The organism is Natronomonas amylolytica, assembly GCF_037031205.1.
Taxonomy (GTDB): Archaea; Halobacteriota; Halobacteria; order Halobacteriales; family Haloarculaceae; genus Natronomonas; species Natronomonas amylolytica.
This window is the reverse complement of the sequence record NZ_JAYEZM010000002.1, coordinates 140,087-157,644: the sequence shown is the minus strand read 5'-3', so window position 1 is coordinate 157,644 and position 17,558 is coordinate 140,087. Positions and strand designations below refer to the sequence as shown.

Sequence of the window (17,558 nt, the reverse complement as noted above, 5' to 3'; positions counted from 1 at the left end):
CTCCGCCGTCACGTCCATGCGGTTGCGGGCAGAGCCCGCAACCCGCTCCTTCTGCGAGCCTTCGGCTCGCGTCAGTCCGTGCGCGCTACGCTGGCTCCCTTGGCTCACGGCTCACTTCGTTCGCCGTTCGCCTTTTCGAGACGCTCCCTACGGTCGCGTCTCGCTATCGGTCGCCAGCGGGAACCGCCTCGGGGGCGTTTTTCAAACGCCCTACTCGGCGGATGCTATAAAACGGTTGGTTCAGTTGGTTGATGTACGCCGGCCTCGTAGTCTCTCAGTCGGACACTAACTACTACGCGACGTAGCGCAGGCCATTCAATATATAAAAGCATCCGCGAGAGGGGGTTCGAAGAACCCCCTCGAAGCGGTTCTCGGCGACGAGCGAAGCGAGTCGCCGTAGCGCCGACTGACTAACGCGAGCCTTCGGCTCGCGGCAGGAAGGAGGCGCGCATATTTTCCCCACGTTTTTGCCGGCCGCTCGCCGGTGGCGAGCGGCCGTGCAAAAAGTGGGTGTTAGTCGTCACAACAGGCGGCATCCGTCCCGCCGTCGGCGGCGGCCTCTACGGGGGTTTCGAGCTCGTAGAGGTTCTGTCGTGCGTCGGCGAAGTAGACGTCCTCGGAGACGATTTCGATGTCTTCGAGCCGTTCGAGCGCGTAGCGGACCGTTCGAGCCGAGAGCATGGACTCCTCGACGATGTCCTTCTGGGTCATCGGCCCGTTGTACTCAAGCACCTTGTACACGAGCTTCGCGCTGGGCGGAAGGTCGGTAAGTTCTTCCCCGTCAGAATCGGCCATCTGTACCGAAATGAACGGTATCCAACCGTATAAAGATTGAGGAGAGTCCGAGAATCGAGGAATTCGACGTCACGGGAACGAACGGCTTTTGACGACGGCTCGCGGACGCATGAACATGGCAACGGATACGGCCGAACGTCGAGCAGCGCATGTCCGTGGTGTGACCGTCACCGCGGTCGCGTGTCTCGCTGGTGTCGTCGCCGCCGTCGTCTCGTCGATGGTGGCCAGCGGCGCGAGCGATACGCTCGGCGTCTACGTCCTCGCGGCCGCCATCATCGTCCAGTTCCCCCTGCTGCGGGTACTGGAGATGGCGGGCCTCGAGCTCGACATCGAGGATTTCGGCGCGAAGGATTACCTGTACGTGGCGTTCATGACCTTCGCGCTCTGGTTCGTCTGCTGGGCAATCCTGCTCGAAACCGGAGCGAGCCTCTGATGGCGGACGACAGCATCGCCGTCGTCGACCTCGACCGGTGTCAGCCGGACCGGTGTAACTACGAGTGTGCGAACTACTGCCCCCCGAACCGGACCGGCGAGGAGTGTATCGTCACTCGCGAGGAACGCTACGATGACGACGACCTGTATGCGGGCGGCCCCGACCAGATATCCATCTCCGAGGAGCTGTGTCTGGGCGAAACCTGCGGTATCTGCGTCGAGAAGTGCCCGTTCGACGCCATCGAGATCATCAATCTCCCGCAGGAACTCGAGGAGGAGCCGACCCACCGCTACGGCGAGAACGCCTTCTCGCTGTACGGCCTGCCGGCCCCACAGGAGGGTCGGGTCACGGGTATTCTCGGACCGAACGGCATCGGGAAGACGACGGCCGTTCGTATCTTGGCCGGCGAAATCACGCCGAACCTCGGCGATTTTAACGACGAGCCGAGCTGGGAGACCGTCCTCGACGAGTACCGCGGGACGGCCCTGCAGGATTACCTCGAAGACCTCCGGGAGGGCGACGTGACCGTCGCCCGCAAACCGCAATACGTCGACAAGATTCCCGAGCAGTTCGACGGCAAGACACAGGAACTGCTCGACGGCGTCGACGAACGCGGCGTCGCCGACGAAATCGTCGAACGGCTCGGTATCGAACCCGTCGTCGACCAGCCCATCGACACGCTGTCGGGCGGCGAACTCCAGCGGGTCGCCATCGCGGCGACGGTCGTCCGGGACGCCGACTTCTACTTCCTCGACGAAATCACGCCGTATCTCGACATCGGCCAGCGCGTGACGGCCGCACGGCTGATTCAGGAACTCTCCGAGGAGGGCCGCTCGATGCTGGTCGTCGAACACGACCTCGCGGTGCTGGACCTGCTGGCCGACGCCCTCCACGTCGCCTACGGTGAGCCCGGCGCCTTCGGTGTCATCACGCCGCCGAAGTCCACGAAGGGCGGCATCAACCAGTACCTCGAGGGCTACCTCGAAAACGAGAACATGCGCATCCGTCCGGAGGCCATCGAGTTCGAGGAACACGCCCCCCGGACGGCGACGCGCGGTGACACCCTCGTCGAGTACCCCGACATGACCAAGACCTACGGGGACGGCGAGTTCAACCTCGACATCGACGGCGGCGAGATTCGGAACAACGAGGTGCTGGGCATCGTCGGCCCCAACGGCATCGGGAAGTCGACCTTCGCGAAGATACTCGCCGGCCGCCTCGAACCCGAGGAGGGTGCCTTCGACGCCGACCTCGACATCTCGTATAAACCGCAGTACGTCGAAATCGACCAGCCGATGCGGGTCGACTCCTTTTTGCGGTCCATCACGGACGATTTCGGCACCTCTTACTGGAACACCGAAATCGCCCAGCCGCTCCAGTTGGAGCGCATCATGGAGCAGAACCTGCCGGACCTCTCCGGCGGCGAGCGCCAGCGGGTCGCCATCGCGGCGTGTCTCTCGAAGGACGCCGACCTCTACCTGCTGGACGAACCCTCCGCCCACCTCGACGTCGAACAGCGCGTCCTCGCGACGCGTGCGATTCGGCGCTACACCGAAACCCACGACAAGACGGCGATGGTCATCGACCACGACATCTACATGATCGACCTGCTGGCCGACCGCCTGCAGGTCTTCGAGGGGACGCCCGCCGAACACGGCCACGCCGGCCGGCCGATGGGCATGCGCGAGGGGATGAACACGTTCCTCTCGAACCTCGATGTCACCTTCCGCCGCGACGAGCGGACCGGCCGACCGCGCATCAACAAGCCCGGGTCACAGAAGGACCGCGAGCAGAAGAAGCAGGGCGAATACTACTACGCCCCGACCGACACCGACGAGGAGTAATCAGTACTGCGGCAGTCGCCGCGACTGTGCCGACCCCTCGACGAAGGGCAGTTCGGCGACCTCGGCGTCGATTTCTTCGCCGTCCACGCGCGTCGTGAGTTCCTCGCTATCGAGACCGAACTCCACCAGCGCGAGCGCCGCTGGGCCGTCGATAGTGGGGCAGTCGCTCGCGCGCGTGATTTCACCGACGTGGCTATCGCCGTCGAAGACGGCGGCGCCGGCCTCGGGGACCGCCTCGGGACGGAGGCCGACCAGTTGTCGGGAGGGGCGACCCTGATTTTCGATCTTGGAGACGACCTCCTGGCCGACGTAACACCCTTTTTCGAAGTCCAGCGCGTTCCGGAGGCCGAGGACGTTCGGGACGTTGCCTTCGAGTTCCGTGTCGAAAAGCGGCGTGCCGGCCTCCAGCGTCAGGTTCTCGTAGGTCTCGTAGCCGAAGGGCGCGGCGTTGAGGCCGTGGTTGATGAGCGCGTCGAAGACGTCTTCGGCGTCCTCGGCCGCACAGATGACCTCGTAGCCCTCCTCGCCGGTGAGGTCGTCGGTACGGACGACGGTGACGCCCCAGTCGCCGAGGGTGCCACGGACGAAGGAAAGGGGTTCGTCGGGCGACCCCGGGCCCGTGAGCACCGAGGCTATCTTCTCGGTGGCCTTCGGACCGTGGACGCCGAAGACGCCGAAATCGTCGGTGGCGACGCGGACCTCGACGTCCTGAATGAACGTCTTTTCGGCCCACTCGTCGGCCAACGATTCGGCCTGCTGGGGCGGCGTGAAACAGAGCAGTTTCTCGCCGGCGTTGTAGACGTAGATATCGGTCTCGATGGCGCCCTGCGGGTCGAGGAGGAGGGCGTAGACGCCCTGCCCGTCCGCGGCGGGGACCCGGTTCGTGACGGCGTTGTCGACAAACTCGACGCGGTCGTCGCCGGTGACTTCGACGACGCCGTAGCCCATCTCCATAACGCCGACGACGTTCCGGACCGCGCGGTGAACGCGCTCGGGACGGCCGTAGTGGGCGGCGACGCGTCGCCCGCCGCGCTCGGTGAACGTCGCGTCGTGGGCAGCGTGGATGTCCTCGACGACAGTCATTGTGGGACGAAAGGCGGCGGCGCGGTAAAACAGCCGCGAATTCGGGCGTCAGAACCCGAGTTTCTCGCGGAGTCGGTCGAGAATCGAGGGGCCGTCCTCGTCGTCGTCGTTGGTCGGTTCGGGAACGACGCGGTCGTCGGGGTAGATGCGCATCGCCTCGTCGTCGTTTTCGACGTCGATGAGGCCCGCCTCCTTGAGGTCCGCGAGCGCGGTTTCGAGGTCGTCGATATCGATGTCGACGTCGACGCCCGAGCGGAGTTCGAAGACCGTCATCCCCTCCTCGCTTCGGTCGACGAGCGCATCGAGCACCGCGACCTCGGCCTCGTCGCGGTCCCGGTACTCCCGCTTTGCCTGCATACGACGGCCTTGGCCCGGGTGCGTCTTAACCGTTCGCCGCGGCGAGACCGCTCGCCGATGGGTCGACACCCGTCCGTATCAACCTTTATGCCCTCCACACGGGCACACTCCCCCAATGGGACTCAAATGTTCGATACTCGGCCACGCCTTCGAGCCGACCGGAACCGAAACGGAGCGCCAAGAGCAGGGCAGCGAGGTCGTCACGACCGTCCGCGAGATAGAGGAGTGTACGCGCTGTGGCAAGGAGCGCGTCGTTTCGGAGACGACCGAAGTCACAGCCGTCGTCGACTCCGAGGAGGTAGACATCGACGAGGGCGCGACGACGGCCGATATCGACGGCGGCGCTGGTGCCGATAGCCCCGAGGGCGGGAGCGAGGGCAGTGCCTTCGACGGCGTCGTCGACCGAAGCATGGGCGAGGAAGACGCCGAGGTCCTCGACGACGAGGAAGCCGACGGGACCGACGCCGACGCCGCGGCCGCGGCCGCGGTCGACGAACTCGCCGAGAGCCCGGACGAGGAAGAGGAACCGGCCATCGAGGACCGCGACCCCGAGGAGGAGGACGCCGAGATCCTGACCGACGACGACGAACCGGAACGCGACCCCGGCGAGTGGCCCGACGACGAGGACGTGGTGGCCGCTCACGAGCCGGCGACCGACCCCGAGGACGGCGACGCGGCGGGCGCCGACGCCGACCCGGCGTCGGCCGTCGAATCCGAGTCGGCAAGCGACGAGGACCGACTGGCCGGCATCACGGTCCCCGAAGGAACCATCGTCTGTCCGGCGTGTGATTTCACGGTCGATGCGGAATCGTCGTATCGCGACGGCGACCCCTGTCCCGAGTGTGGGGCGTGGCTGGTCGAGGACGGCGAGTAGTCCTCCCACCTCGAAAACGGTATACCGTCGGCTCACGATAGGACGCCCATGGAAGAGTACAAGATGCGTCGTGGGGAGTACCTCGAAGAACGAGTCCCCGACCTCGAAGCGAAAATCGAGGAAACGTTCGGCGAGATTACGGGTACAGAGGAGTTCAACGGCAGCGACCTCCACGTCGTCGGCGACCCCGACAACCCCGTCTTCGAGAAGGTCGTCGCCGGTGCCGTCGAATACTCCGGCAAGAAGGACAAACTCGCCGTCGATTTCGTCGAGCGTGACCTCGAAGACCTCATGGAAACCGGCGACGTCGACGCGGCCGAGGACGCCAACAACGCGAAAAACGACTTCCTGCTCGACTGCACGGGCCGAGACGCCAAGGCACGCCGCGAGTCCATGAAACGCGCCGTCGAGGACGACGCCGAAACCCCCGACAACGTTTAAATCACGAGTCCCGGTTCTTCTTCGGAGCGCGACCCGAACAGTCGTGCTTGCAACCCACAGCACCGTGTGCGCTTTCCTCCCACGGTAAGCAATTCTTGCCGTAACTCGCGGTTATAGAAGATTCGAGCGATATGCATACCATACATGAGTAACGACGAGCAGCAGCGAGGGGGCGACGGCCTCGGGTTCGGTACCCGGTGTCTGCACGTCGGGCAGGGGCCGGACCCCGAGACGGGCGCCGCCGCGCCGCCGATCTATCAGACGACCTCCTACGAGTTCCCGGACGCCGATATCGCGGCCTCTCGGTACGCGCTGGAGGACGATGGCAACGTCTACTCTCGTATCGCCAACCCGACCGTCCGCGCGCTCGAGGAGCGACTGGCCTCGCTTGAGGGCGGTACCGACGCCCTCGCGACCGCCTCGGGCATGGGCGCGCTCGACGCCGCGACGCTCGTCCTCGCCGAGGACGGCGACAACGTCGTGTCGGCGTCCTCCATCTACGGCGGCACCCACACCTACCTCACCCACACCGCCGGCCGCCGCGGCATCGAAGCCCGCTTCGTCGACACCCTCGACCCGCAAGCCTACGCCGAGGCCATCGACGCCGATACCGCCTACGTCCACTGTGAGACGGTCGGCAACCCCTCGCTGGTGACGCCGCCGCTGGAGGACATCGCCGACGTGGCCCACGACCACGGCGTCCCGCTGGTCGTCGACAACACCTTCGCGACCCCGGCGCTGTGTCGGCCGCTCGAACACGGCGCCGACATCGTCTGGAACTCGACGACCAAGTGGATTCACGGCTCCGGGACGACGCTGGGCGGCATCCTCGTCGACGACGGCTCCTTTCCCTTCGCGGAGTATCCGGAGAAGTATCCCGAAATCGGCGGCCCGAACCCCGCCTTCGACGGCGTCGTCTTCACCGAGCGGTTCGGCGACCGCGCCTTTACGATGGCCACCCGCCAGCGCGCGACCCGCACGCTGGGCGACCAGCAATCGCCCTTCGACGCGTGGGCGACCCTCCAGGGCGTCGAGACCCTCCAGTTGCGGATGGAACGCCACTGTGAGAACGCACGGACAGTCGCCGAGTATCTCGACGACCATCCCGAAGTCGCGTGGGTCACCTATCCCGGCCTCGAAAACCACGAGACCCACGACAACGCCTCGAAATATCTGGAGGGGGGCTACGGCGGCATGATTGCCTTCGGCCCCGAAGGCGGCTACGAGGCCGGCAAGCGCGTCTGTGAGGACACCGAAGTAGCGAAGTTCCTCGCCAACATCGGTGACGCACGGACGCTCGTCATCCATCCCGCATCGACGACCCACGCCCAGTTGACCGAGGAGGAACAGCGCGCAAGCGGCGTCACGCCCGACCTGATTCGGCTCTCGGTCGGCGTCGAGAACGTCGACGACATCATCGCGGATCTGGATAGCGTACTATGACACAGGAGACAGTCTCCCTCGGCGAGTTCACCTTCGAGTGCGGCGAGTCGATTCCGGACCTGAAAATCGCCTACGAGACCTACGGCGAGTTTACCGGCGACAACGCCGTCCTCGTCTGCCACGCCCTGACCGGCAGCGCCCACGTCGCCGGGTCGCGCCGCCGCGCGGACACCGCGGGGCAGGCCCACGCGTGGTGGGACGACATCGTCGGCCCCGGCAAGGCCGTCGACACCACCGAGTACTTCGTCGTCTGCGCGAACATCCCCGGGTCCTGCTATGGCTCCTCGGGGCCGGCGACCATCAACCCCGAGACGGGCGAACCGTGGGGGACCGACTTCCCCGCCGTCACGGTCGGCGACTGGACGCGCGCCCAGCGCCGCCTGCTCGACGAGTTGGGGATTCCGAACCTGCACGCCGTCATCGGCGGGTCGGTCGGCGGCATGAACGCCCTCGACTGGGCGAAACGCCACCCGGACCACGCCGACCGCGTCATCGTCATCGCCGCGGCCGCGCGACTGGACCCCCAGTGTCTCGCGCTGGATGCCATCGCCCGCCGCTCGATAACGACCGACCCCGACTGGAACGGCGGCGACTACTACGGCGACGAGTGCGACCCACCGACTCACGGGCTGGCGCTGGCCCGCCAACTCGGCCACGTCATGTACCTCTCGAAGTCCTCGATGGAGGACAAGTTCGGCCGCCGCTCCGCCGGGATGGACGCCGGTCGCGATACGTTCCCCTCGGACCCCGCCGCCGGCTTCTTCCCCTATCGCGAGGTCGAGTCCTACCTCGACTATCAGGGCGAGAAGTTCGCCCAGCGGTTCGACGCCAACTCCTATCTCTACCTCACGCGGGCGATGGACAACTACGACCTCGCCTCGGGCTACGAGAGCGACGCCGACGCGCTGGCCGCCTTCGACGGCGAGGCCCTGCTCGTCTCCTTTACCGGCGACTGGCACTTCACGACCGAACAATCCGAGTCGCTCGCGGAGGCGTTCCGCGCCAGCGACACCGCCACCGCCCACCACGTCATCGATTCGGACCACGGCCACGACGCCTTCCTCGTCGAACCGGACCGCGTCGGCCCGCCCGTCGACGACTTCCTCGCGTCGGGCGTCCGCGGGAAGGCCGTCTCCGACACCGTCGAACGCGACGACGACGGCGACGAGTTCGCGCCCGTCCACACCAGCCTCTTTTCGGACTGACACCGATTGTACCGGGCGCTCGCCGGTAAGCGACTACAACGATCCGTATGACCGCGTCATAGACTCCGGATAGCGTTGTCACGAGGGTCGGTATTTATCCCCGGGCACGTCTCGAATCAGGTATGGCCGACAGAGACGACCTGCACACCGACTCGCTGCACGCAGGACAGGAAGCCGACCCGACGACGGGCGCTCGTGCCCCACCGATTTATCAGACCACCTCCTACGAGTTCGAGGACGCCGAACACGCCGCGGACCTCTTCGCGCTCCGGGAGCCGGGGAACATCTACTCGCGCATCATGAACCCGACCAACGCCGTCCTCGAAGAGCGGCTGGCGACACTGGAGGGCGGCGTCGCCGCCATCGCCACCGCCTCGGGGATGGCCTCTTTCGACCTCGCGACGTTCGTCCTCGCGTCGGCGGGCGACAACATCGTCTCGGCGTCGTCGCTGTACGGCGGGACCTACACCTACCTCACCCACACCGTCGAGCGCCGCGGCGTCGAAACCCGGTTCGTCGACACGCTCGATTACGAGGCCTACGCCGACGCCATCGACGAGGACACCGCCTTCGTCCACTGTGAGACCATCGGCAACCCCGCCCTCGTGACGCCGGACTTCGAACGATTAGCGGAAATCGCCCACGACAACGGCGTCCCGCTGTTCGTCGACAACACCTTCGCCACGCCCGCACTCTGTCGCCCGCTCGAACACGGTGCCGACCTCGTCTGGAACTCCACGACCAAGTGGATTCACGGCTCCGGGACCACTATCGGCGGCATCCTCGTCGACGGCGGCTCCTTCCCGTGGGACGAGCACGCCGACCGCTTCCCCGAAATCGCGAAGCCGAACCCCGCCTACCACGGCATCAACTTCTCCGAGACGTTCGGCGAGGCGGCCTTCGCCTACACCGCCCGGACCCGCGGCCTCCGCGACCTCGGCAACCAGCAGGCGCCCTTCGACGCGTGGACGACGATTCAGGGCCTCGAAACGCTCCCGCTCCGGATGGACCGACACTGCGAGAACGCGATGGCCGTCGCCGAGTACCTCGACGACCACCCCGAAGTCTCGTGGGTCACCTACCCCGGCCTCGAAAGCCACGAAACCCACGACAACGCCTCGAAGTATCTCGACGGCTACGGCGGCATGATAACCTTCGGCCTCGAAGCGGGCTACGAGGCCGCAAAGCAGACCACCGAATCGACCGACCTCGCCAGCCTGCTGGCGAACGTCGGCGACGCGAAGACGCTCATCATCCACCCCGCCTCGACGACCCACCAGCAACTCACCGACGAGGAAAAGCAGGCAAGCGGCGTCACCGACGACCTCGTGCGGCTGTCGGTCGGGCTGGAGGACGTCGACGGCATCATCGCGGACCTCGATGCGGCCATCGAGGAAGCGACCTGACTTACCCGTCGTAGAAGAGGAAGACGGCCATCCCGGCCAGCGCGATGACGGCGTAGGCCGGTTGGGCGCGGACGGTTTCGGAGATGGCCGTCGCGGCGGTACCTCCCGTCATCGCCTGTCCGCCACCGCTCAGGACGAGGTTCGCAGAGACGAGCAACGCGGCCACCGCCCCGAGGGCGACGACGACACCGACCGCACTCAGCGGGTTGTCGTCGACCCACCCGGCGATTTTGGCGAACGGCCACAGTAGCGTTCCCTTAATTCCCATAGCCGCGTGTAGGTCGTCTGACGAGATAAAACCGCGTCAGACGCAGGGGACCATCCGGAGGACTCGCTACAGGACGCCCTTGGCTTCGAGCAACTCCAGCAGGTCCGTCATCGACTCGACGACGACGTCACAGTGCGGTTCGACCGCGGGTTTGGGTTCGTAGCCGATAGCGAGGCCGGCGACTTCCAGCATCGGCAGGTCGTTGGCGCCGTCGCCGACCGCGACGGTGTCGGCCATCTCGACGCCGACCTCCGCGGCGAGGTCGTCGAGGGCGTCGTCCTTCGTCCCCTCGATGAGCGGCCCCTCGGCGTCGCCGGTCAGTTTCCCGTTCCGCATCGGCAGGCGGTTGGCGACGATGGTGTCGACCGAGACGCCCTCGGCCTCGAGGGCCTTGGCGACGCCGCGGTCGAAGCCGCCGGTGAGGATGGCGACGTGGTGGCCCGCCTCCTGCAGGGCGGCGATGACGTCGGATGCGCCGGGGCGCAACTGCACGCGGTCGAAGGCGGATTCGACCTTCGCCTCGGGGAGGCCGTCGAGCAGTTCGGCCCGCTCGTAGAGGCTCTCCGCGTAGGAGAGTTCGTCGTTCATGGCCCGCTCCGTAATCTCGTCGATCTCGTCGGCGACGCCGGCTTCCTCGCCGAGGAGGACGGTCATCTCCGAATCGGAGAGCGTCCCGTCGAAGTCGAAGGCGATGAGCATACTGCTTGTGGGGGTCCGGGGGTCACAAAACGTCCGGTTCGGGTCAGGGATGTTGGCCGGGCTTGCAGTCCCAACGGCAATTCCTGCCAGTTTTTAACCCCGGCGGCCGAGTGGTTGTCTAACGAATGGTCGTCGGAGATATCGCAACAGGGACGGAGGTATTGATTATCGGTGGCGGCCCCGGCGGCTACGTCGCCGCGATTCGCGCCGGACAACTGGGACTCGACGTCACGCTCGTCGAGAAGGACGCCTACGGCGGCACCTGCCTCAACGACGGGTGCATCCCCTCGAAGGCGCTGATTCACGGAACGAACCTCGCCCACGAGGTCAACAACGCCGAGGCGATGGGCATCCACGCCCGCGCGGACGTCGACCTCAAGGGGCTGGTCGGCTGGAAGGACGGCGTCGTCGACCAACTGACAAGCGGCGTCGAGAAACTCTGTAAGGCCAACGGCGTCAACCTCGTGCAGGGACGGGCGGAGTTCGTCGACGAGAACACCGCCCGCGTCGCCCACGGCGGCGAGGGGCAGGGCAGCGAGACCATCGAGTTCGAACACGCCATCGTCGCCACCGGGAGCCGCCCGATTCAGCTGCCGGGACTGGAGTTCGACGGCGAACACATCCTCAGTTCGAAGGACGTGCTGGACCTCGACGAACTCCCCGATTCGATGGTCGTCGTCGGGGGCGGCTACATCGGCATGGAACTGTCGACGGTCCTCGCCAAACTCGGCTGTGAGGTGACCGTCGTCGAGATGCTCGACGACATCCTGCCGGGCTATCAGGACGACGTTACGCGCATCGTCCGCGGCCGTGCCGAGGAGTTGGGCGTCGAATTCACCTTTGGCGAGGCCGCACAGGGCTGGGAGGAGGTCGGCGGACAGGCACGGGTCACCACCGAAACCGAGGACGGCGAGACCTTCGAGTACGACGCCGACAAGGTGCTGGTCGCCGTCGGCCGGCAGGCCGTCACCGACACGGTCGCTTCCGAGGCCGCCGGCCTCGAACCGAACGACGCCGGCTTCCTCGAGACGGACCATCAGGCCCGCACCGACGTCGAGCACATCTTCGCCGTCGGCGATGTCGCCGGCGAACCGATGCTCGCACACAAGGCCTACAAGGAGGGCCACGTCGCCGCGGAGGTCATCGCCGGCGAACCCGCCGCCCTCGACTATCAGGCCGTCCCCGCTGCGGTCTTTACCGACCCCGAAATCGGGACGGTCGGCATGACCGAAAGCGAGGCCGAGGAGGCGGGCTTCGACCCCATCGTCGGCGAGATGCCGCTGCGCGCCTCGGGCCGCGCGCTCACGCTCGGCACCGACGAGGGCTTCGTCCGCATCGTCGCCGACGAGGAAACCAAGTTCGTCCTCGGCGCACAAATCGTCAGCCCCGACGCCTCGGAACTCATCGCCGAGGTTGGACTGGCCATCGAGATGGGCGCCCAACTGGAGGACATCGCCGCCACGATTCACACCCATCCGACGCTGTCGGAGGCCGTCGGCGAGGCCGCCGCCAACGCTCGTGGCGAGGCGACCCACACGCTGAACCGGTAGCCGGCCCCCTTTTCAATCGTCGCCGGTCAGCGCCTTCTTCTCCCACCGCCGGCCGGCACGCCGATAGAAGCCGAGACCGGCGAGGCCGGCGAGGACGGCGTAGGCGACGCTGCCGAGCGCCAGTCGCGTCGGCGCCAACTGGAAGGCGATGGCGGCGACGACCAGCGGGATGAGCACGACCATCATCGCCAGCGTGAACCCGGCGAAGACGGGCGTATCGAAGAGGAGTTCGGTCGGTTCGAGGCCGGCGATGTAGGCCGTGACGCCGAAGACGTAGAGACACAGCGGCGCGAAGACCGCGATGCCGACGAGCATCGTCCCCGTGCCGAAGACGACCGACCCGAGCGCGAGGAAGGCAAAGCCCGCGGGCAGCGCGAGGCCGCAGAACGCCAGCAGTTTCGCCCGGAAGACGGCGGGCAGGGAGACGGGGAACCGGAGGTAGAAGGCCGTATCGTCGAACTGGCAGAGCCAGTTGTAGGTGGTAAACGAGCCCAACGCGAGCACGGCGGCGATGGTGAGGCCGGGTTCGGGTCGGACCGGCACCACGTCGGGGAGGTAGGCCAGCAGTACCGCGAGGACGGCGAAGACCAGCCCCTGCGAGAAGACGACCTTCCAGAGGCCGCCCGACGAGCGCACCACGTCCAGCAGCGATTTCGCGAGCAGGCCCTGTTCGTCGACGCCACCCAGTTTCGCGTGCAGCGCCCGAAACCGGTCGACGGCCGTCCGGGATGGCGTCCGCCGGTCGAACTCGAAGAGTGCGGTGCCGACGACGCCGAGACAGAGCGGGAGCGCGAGGCTGGCAACGACGGTGAGCGGCCGAATTCCCGACAGCAGGCCGTAGGGCGTGAAGACGAGCAGGCGGCCGCTGTCGACGACGAGTGCGGCGATGGTGCCCAGCGCGATAGCGAGGGCGGCCGTCCGCGAGCGGGTGTGGATGCCGACGAGCGCGAAACTCGACGCGACGCCGACGGCGAACATCCCGGAGGTCGTCAGGAACAGAAGCGGGAGGCGACTGGCCGGCAGGTCGGCCATCACGACCAGCGGGACGAGACCGACCGTCAGCGGCAGCAGGAAGAGGACGGCGTAGTAGCCGACGTCCTTGACGAGGAAGGCGACGAGCAGTTTCTTCGCGGAGACGGGCAGTGTGCGAGCCGAAAACAGCAGCAACGTCGTCTCGCCGAGCAGGTCTTCGAGGGCGTCTCGGCCGACGAGGCCGACCGTACCGACCTGCAGGCCGAGGGCGGCGACGACGAGGTGCAGTCCGGACACGAGCAGGCCCGTTTCGGCGTTCGCCAGCGCGAAGAACGCGGCGGTGCCGGCGGCCACGAGCGCGACGAAGACCGGGAACAGCGCGAACCGGCGGCCGCCGAACAGCCGGCCGTGGAGTCGGAACTCCTCGACGGCCATGATTCGGAGCAGGTAGCGCGTCGAGAGGCTCATTGCTGGGTGAGTTCGGCCGCGGCCATGTCCTCGTCGACCGACTGGAAGAAGCGGTCGAGCAGTTCGTCGCCGTCCATCCCGCGGGGCCGCAACTCCTCCAGCAGGTGGCCCCGATTGATGATGCCGACCTGCGTGCAGACCTCGGCCGCAGTCTCGACGAAATGGGTCGACAGGAAGAGGGTGTTGCCGGCCTCACGATAGGTCTCGAAGAAGCGCTTGACCCGCTCCTGCATGATGGGGTCGAGGTTCGTCAGCGGTTCGTCGATGAAGACCACCTCGGGCTCGTGGAGGAACGCCTGCGTGATGAGGACCTTCTGACGTTCGCCCTGCGAGAGGTCCGTACAGAGGGTATCGAGTTTGTGGGCGAATTCGAGTCGCTCGGCCCACGTCTCGACCCGATTTTCGACGGTAGCGTCGTCGAGGTCCCGCGTCGCCGCCGCGAACTCGAAGTATTCGCGGACGGTCAGAAACGAGGGGGGCCGGCCGCTCTCGGGGAGGATGCCGACGTGCTTGCGCGCCTCGACGGGCGTCTCGACGGGGTCGACGCCGACGACGCGGGCCTCGCCGGCGTCGGGCACCAACTGGCCGGTGAGGATGTTGATAGTGGTTGATTTCCCGGCGCCGTTGGGGCCAAGAAAGCCGTAGCACTCGCCGCGGTCGACCGAAAGCGAGAGCGCGTCGAGGGCGACCACGTCGCCGTAGCGTTTCGTCAACTCGCGCGTCTGAATCGCCGCCATTCGCTCGGGGTTCGTCCCCGGGGGGCCTATACCCTGCGGGCGTTACGAGAGCGAAGTCGCCGTTTATACATCGGCAGCGGCGGTTTCCCGTCTCCGAAGACGTAACCCGCTGGCGGCCGACCTCCCGATATGACCGGCTGGACCACCGACGAGATGCCCGACTGCACCGGCAAGACGGTCGTCGTCACCGGCGCCAACAGCGGCCTCGGCCTCGAAGCGACCCGAGCGTTCGCCCGGCAGGGCGCCCACGTCGTGCTGGCGTGCCGGGACGTCGACCGCGGCGGCGCGGCCGCGAGCGACGTTCGCGGGGACGTCCCCGACGCCTCGCTTTCGGTGCGGGAACTCGACCTCGCGTCGCTGGATTCCGTACGCGAGTTCGCGGCGACGGCCGAGGCGGAACTCGACGCAATCGACGTCCTCTGTAACAACGCGGGCGTGATGGCGATTCCGCGCGACGAGACGGAGGACGGCTTCGAACAGCAGTTCGGCGTCAACCACCTCGGCCACTTCGCGCTGACGAGCCTGTTGTTGGACGCGCTCCGGGCCGCCGAGAGCCCGCGCGTCGTTACCCAGTCCAGCGGCGTCCACGCCCGCGGCGAAATCGACTTCGACGACCTCCACGGCGAGGCCTCCTACGACAAGTGGGGCGCCTACGCCCAGAGCAAACTGGCGAACGTCCTCTTTGCCTACGAACTCGACCGTCGATACGGCGACGAGGTGACGAGCGTGGCCTGCCATCCCGGCTTCGCGGCGACGAACCTCCAGTATCGCGGCCCCGAAGCCGAGGGGTCGCGGCTCAAGAAGGCGCTGATGGGCGTCTTCAATCGGGTGTTCGCCCAGTCGGCCGCACAGGGCGCGCTGCCGATGCTGTACGCGGCGACGGCCGACGATATCGACGGCGGCGAGTACGTCGGCCCCGGTGGCCTCCTCGACATGCGTGGAGCGCCGGAGGAACAGCGTTCCAGCGGCCGCTCGTACGACGAGGAGACGGCCGCACGGCTGTGGGACATCTCGGTGGAGTCGACCGGCGTTGAGTGTTAGGTTCGGACCTCGGTAGCGGAGGCGACGCGCGCCCACGCGTTCGCGTTCTCCCGGTCGTAGACGACGAGCGTCCCGTCGAGTCGGAGTTGCCCGTATCGGTCGCCGTCGTCGGTATGCAGCAGCGTCATGTTCATCGTTCGCACGACACAAGAACCGGTGGCAGTATAAAAATCCCCCGCCGCCATCCGGCGTCAGGCGCCTTCGACGAGTCGCCGGAGTTGCTCCGGCGGCACGGCACCGCGGGCGGCGTGGTCGTCCTCGGAGACGAAGGTCGGGACTCCCGTTATTCCGGTCTGCTGGGCGCTCTCGAAGGCGGCTTCGAGGTCGGCTTCGCTGGATTCGTCGGCCAGCGTCTCCTCGACGAACGACTCGGGGATGCCGGCCTCGCTCGCGAGGTCCTTCAGGACGTCGACGTCGCCGATGTCGCGGCCCTCCTCCCAGAGCGCGTCGAAGACGCTGCGATGGAACGCCTCGAAGGCGTCGGGGTAGTCGTTTCGGGCGCGCCACGCGACGCGCTGGGCATCGTAGGAGTCGACGTCCTTCACGAGCGTCTGGGCCATCTCGGCGTCGTACTTCTCGGCGAGGCGCTCGACGTTCCGGCGGGCCTCCTCGAAGTACGCCTCGTCCTTGCCGTCGTCGACCGAATGGTCGATGGAGCCGTCGGCGTTGCGCTTGCCGGCCCGGAGGTCGAAGGGATGCCAGTCAGTTTCGAGCGGTTCCTCGCGGGTCTCGCGGTACTGCTCCAGCGACGCGTAACCGAGATAGCAGTTATGTGGAGATGTACTAGTGCTTTGAAATCGTTCAGAAACCGTCCCATAGAGATGCCGTAGGGGAACTCAAATGGCGGAATCACGACAATGAATCCATGTATCAGACGTTCTTCCGTGGGTTTAGAATATCAAAAAGCCGGTATTATGGGCACATCATTTTTGATGTCACAGATTGAGGCAGGACACATGAGTCTCTGGTTGGTTCCGGTCGATGAGCCATCCTTCCAGCGGACACTCGCCGAGCCCCTCGACCTCTCGGGATGGGACGAGCGCCCGGAATCGTTTCCAGAATCGGCTCGCGTTTGGGGTGTCAGAACCGATCCCGAACAAGGAACTTGGAAACGTAACCGCCGCAATCTTGAACGGATGGAACCCGGTGATTCGCTGCTGATTTACCGCAACTCGATGAGTCGGTATACTGCAACCGGACGCGTCGGGCCGATGGCTCACACCGAGTATATCCGCGACGAATACTGGGGCGGCGGCCCAGCACTTGATGTCTATGTCGTCGAAGACTATGACGACTCGATAGATGTTGAGCCAGAGACGGTGAACGAGCTACTCGACTACGAGAAATCGTTCTGGCCACAAGGGCTCTGGCGCGTGAGCGACGATCGCCACACCGAGCGCGTACGGCGCGAATTCGATATCTAAAAGCCGCGATTGATAGACGAGAAAGAGGGTTTCAGCTACACCAGCTGTGTCTCGTCACAGTGCGGGCACTTCACCCATTTTTCGTCGACGAAGTGACCCGCCATCGCACCCACGACAGCTCCCGGCCCGGTTCCCGCTATCGCACCGAGCGGCCCGGCGGCGATGCCGACACTCGACCCCGCCATTGCGCCGGTTCCCGCACCGGAGAGCGTTATCGCTCTCTTCGAAGCCGCGTTCTTCTTCGGATTGAACTCCTCGGTACACCCGTCACAAACCGCTTTGATGTTAGCCATGTTATGTTGCCTCCTGAATACCGCGCATACTTGTCGAACAGTACGGACAACCTCGGTTAGCGACGAAGAGGTGGGCGCCCCCACATTGGCCGCAGCGCTTCATTCCCACCGGACGTAGGCCCTCCCGAAGGGGCGTTACCGTCACGGCAGTTCGGTCGCGGATGAGAAATGCCAGCGGCTCTTCGAGGCTACTGTCTCCGGGTGCGTACACGCGAACCTCCTCTG

The 17,558-nt window shown here is 66.1% G+C and carries 19 protein-coding genes and 1 pseudogene; 10 read left to right on the top strand and 10 right to left on the bottom strand.

The features are described from left to right. Positions 1–513: 513 nt before the first annotated feature. Positions 514–795 carry a helix-turn-helix domain-containing protein gene (locus U5914_RS03780; protein ID WP_336134279.1) on the bottom strand — a complete coding sequence of 94 codons (282 nt, stop codon included), beginning with the start codon at positions 793–795 and terminating at the stop codon, positions 514–516. 115 nt (positions 796–910) lie between these two features. Between U5914_RS03780 and U5914_RS03775 the strand changes: the two genes are divergently transcribed. Both U5914_RS03775 and U5914_RS03770 read left to right on the top strand, forming a co-directional pair. Continuing rightward, positions 911–1,228 carry an EMC6-like membrane protein gene (locus tag U5914_RS03775; RefSeq protein WP_336134278.1) on the top strand — a complete coding sequence of 106 codons (318 nt, stop codon included), beginning with the start codon at positions 911–913 and terminating at the stop codon, positions 1,226–1,228. Beyond that, positions 1,228–3,072 carry a ribosome biogenesis/translation initiation ATPase RLI gene (locus tag U5914_RS03770; protein ID WP_336134277.1) on the top strand — a complete coding sequence of 615 codons (1,845 nt, stop codon included), beginning with the start codon at positions 1,228–1,230 and terminating at the stop codon, positions 3,070–3,072. Before U5914_RS03775 ends, U5914_RS03770 begins: the two co-directional genes overlap by 1 nt. Here U5914_RS03770 and ygfZ read toward each other — a convergent pair whose 3' ends face one another. Next, a complete protein-coding gene (gene ygfZ / locus U5914_RS03765) occupies positions 3,073–4,155 on the bottom strand; it encodes a CAF17-like 4Fe-4S cluster assembly/insertion protein YgfZ (protein ID WP_336134275.1) in 1,083 nt (360 codons plus the stop codon). Positions 4,156–4,203: 48 nt separating this feature from the next. After that, positions 4,204–4,512, bottom strand: a complete 309-nt coding sequence (locus U5914_RS03760; protein ID WP_336134273.1) for a DUF6432 family protein — start codon at positions 4,510–4,512, stop codon at positions 4,204–4,206. Positions 4,513–4,627: 115 nt separating this feature from the next. Here U5914_RS03760 and U5914_RS03755 point away from each other — a divergent pair, with 115 nt between their 5' ends. The 5 genes from U5914_RS03755 to U5914_RS03735 all read left to right on the top strand — a co-directional run bounded on the left by U5914_RS03755 (position 4,628) and on the right by U5914_RS03735 (position 9,881). Next, complete coding sequence (locus tag U5914_RS03755; RefSeq protein WP_336134271.1) at positions 4,628–5,386, top strand: DUF7093 family protein; 759 nt, start codon at positions 4,628–4,630, stop codon at positions 5,384–5,386. A gap of 48 nt (positions 5,387–5,434) precedes the next feature. Continuing rightward, positions 5,435–5,827: a DUF5611 family protein gene (locus tag U5914_RS03750; protein ID WP_336134270.1), complete on the top strand. Its 393-nt coding sequence runs from the start codon at positions 5,435–5,437 to the stop codon at positions 5,825–5,827. Between the two features lie 144 nt (positions 5,828–5,971). Then, positions 5,972–7,270 carry an O-acetylhomoserine aminocarboxypropyltransferase/cysteine synthase family protein gene (locus U5914_RS03745; protein WP_336134269.1) on the top strand — a complete coding sequence of 433 codons (1,299 nt, stop codon included), beginning with the start codon at positions 5,972–5,974 and terminating at the stop codon, positions 7,268–7,270. Then, a complete protein-coding gene (metX, locus tag U5914_RS03740; protein ID WP_336134267.1) occupies positions 7,267–8,475 on the top strand; it encodes a homoserine O-acetyltransferase MetX in 1,209 nt (402 codons plus the stop codon). The genes U5914_RS03745 and metX overlap by 4 nt, the downstream gene beginning before the upstream one ends. Positions 8,476–8,597: 122 nt before the next feature. Further along, positions 8,598–9,881, top strand: a complete 1,284-nt coding sequence (locus U5914_RS03735; protein ID WP_336134265.1) for an O-acetylhomoserine aminocarboxypropyltransferase/cysteine synthase family protein — start codon at positions 8,598–8,600, stop codon at positions 9,879–9,881. A 1-nt stretch (position 9,882) separates the two neighbouring features. Here U5914_RS03735 and U5914_RS03730 read toward each other — a convergent pair whose 3' ends face one another. Both U5914_RS03730 and serB read right to left on the bottom strand, forming a co-directional pair. Continuing rightward, on the bottom strand, positions 9,883–10,149 hold the full coding sequence (locus tag U5914_RS03730) for a hypothetical protein (protein WP_336134264.1): 267 nt from the start codon (positions 10,147–10,149) through the stop codon (positions 9,883–9,885). A gap of 66 nt (positions 10,150–10,215) precedes the next feature. Beyond that, positions 10,216–10,848, bottom strand: coding sequence for a phosphoserine phosphatase SerB (gene serB, locus U5914_RS03725; protein ID WP_336134263.1), 633 nt, complete (start codon positions 10,846–10,848; stop codon positions 10,216–10,218). Between the two features lie 125 nt (positions 10,849–10,973). Between serB and lpdA the strand changes: the two genes are divergently transcribed. Next, a complete protein-coding gene (gene lpdA, locus U5914_RS03720) occupies positions 10,974–12,398 on the top strand; it encodes a dihydrolipoyl dehydrogenase (protein WP_336134261.1) in 1,425 nt (474 codons plus the stop codon). 12 nt (positions 12,399–12,410) lie between these two features. Here the strand turns inward: lpdA and U5914_RS03715 are convergent, their stop codons facing one another. Both U5914_RS03715 and U5914_RS03710 read right to left on the bottom strand, forming a co-directional pair. Beyond that, entirely contained in the window at positions 12,411–13,838 is a 1,428-nt protein-coding gene (locus U5914_RS03715; RefSeq protein ID WP_336134260.1) for a hypothetical protein, read from the bottom strand. Next, positions 13,835–14,575 carry an ABC transporter ATP-binding protein gene (locus U5914_RS03710; RefSeq protein ID WP_336134259.1) on the bottom strand — a complete coding sequence of 247 codons (741 nt, stop codon included), beginning with the start codon at positions 14,573–14,575 and terminating at the stop codon, positions 13,835–13,837. The genes U5914_RS03715 and U5914_RS03710 overlap by 4 nt, the downstream gene beginning before the upstream one ends. Before the next feature lie 129 nt (positions 14,576–14,704). On the opposite strand from U5914_RS03710, the gene U5914_RS03705 reads away from it, so the two are divergent. Then, the gene (locus U5914_RS03705) at positions 14,705–15,616 is read left to right on the top strand and encodes an oxidoreductase (RefSeq protein WP_336134258.1); all 912 of its coding nucleotides are present in this window, start codon (positions 14,705–14,707) and stop codon (positions 15,614–15,616) included. On the opposite strand, the gene U5914_RS03700 is transcribed toward U5914_RS03705, so the two are convergent. Both U5914_RS03700 and U5914_RS03695 read right to left on the bottom strand, forming a co-directional pair. Further along, the gene (locus tag U5914_RS03700; RefSeq protein ID WP_336134257.1) at positions 15,613–15,744 is read right to left on the bottom strand and encodes a hypothetical protein; all 132 of its coding nucleotides are present in this window, start codon (positions 15,742–15,744) and stop codon (positions 15,613–15,615) included. The genes U5914_RS03705 and U5914_RS03700 overlap by 4 nt on opposite strands. Before the next feature lie 63 nt (positions 15,745–15,807). Next, a pseudogene (locus tag U5914_RS03695) lies at positions 15,808–16,383 on the bottom strand (DsbA family oxidoreductase); the annotation flags it as partial. Positions 16,384–16,473: 90 nt separating this feature from the next. Between U5914_RS03695 and U5914_RS03690 the strand changes: the two are divergent. Further along, a complete protein-coding gene (locus U5914_RS03690; protein WP_336134255.1) occupies positions 16,474–17,040 on the top strand; it encodes a hypothetical protein in 567 nt (188 codons plus the stop codon). A 35-nt stretch (positions 17,041–17,075) separates the two neighbouring features. Here the strand turns inward: U5914_RS03690 and U5914_RS03685 are convergent, their stop codons facing one another. Then, complete coding sequence (locus U5914_RS03685; protein WP_336134254.1) at positions 17,076–17,333, bottom strand: hypothetical protein; 258 nt, start codon at positions 17,331–17,333, stop codon at positions 17,076–17,078. Positions 17,334–17,558 lie beyond the last annotated feature (225 nt).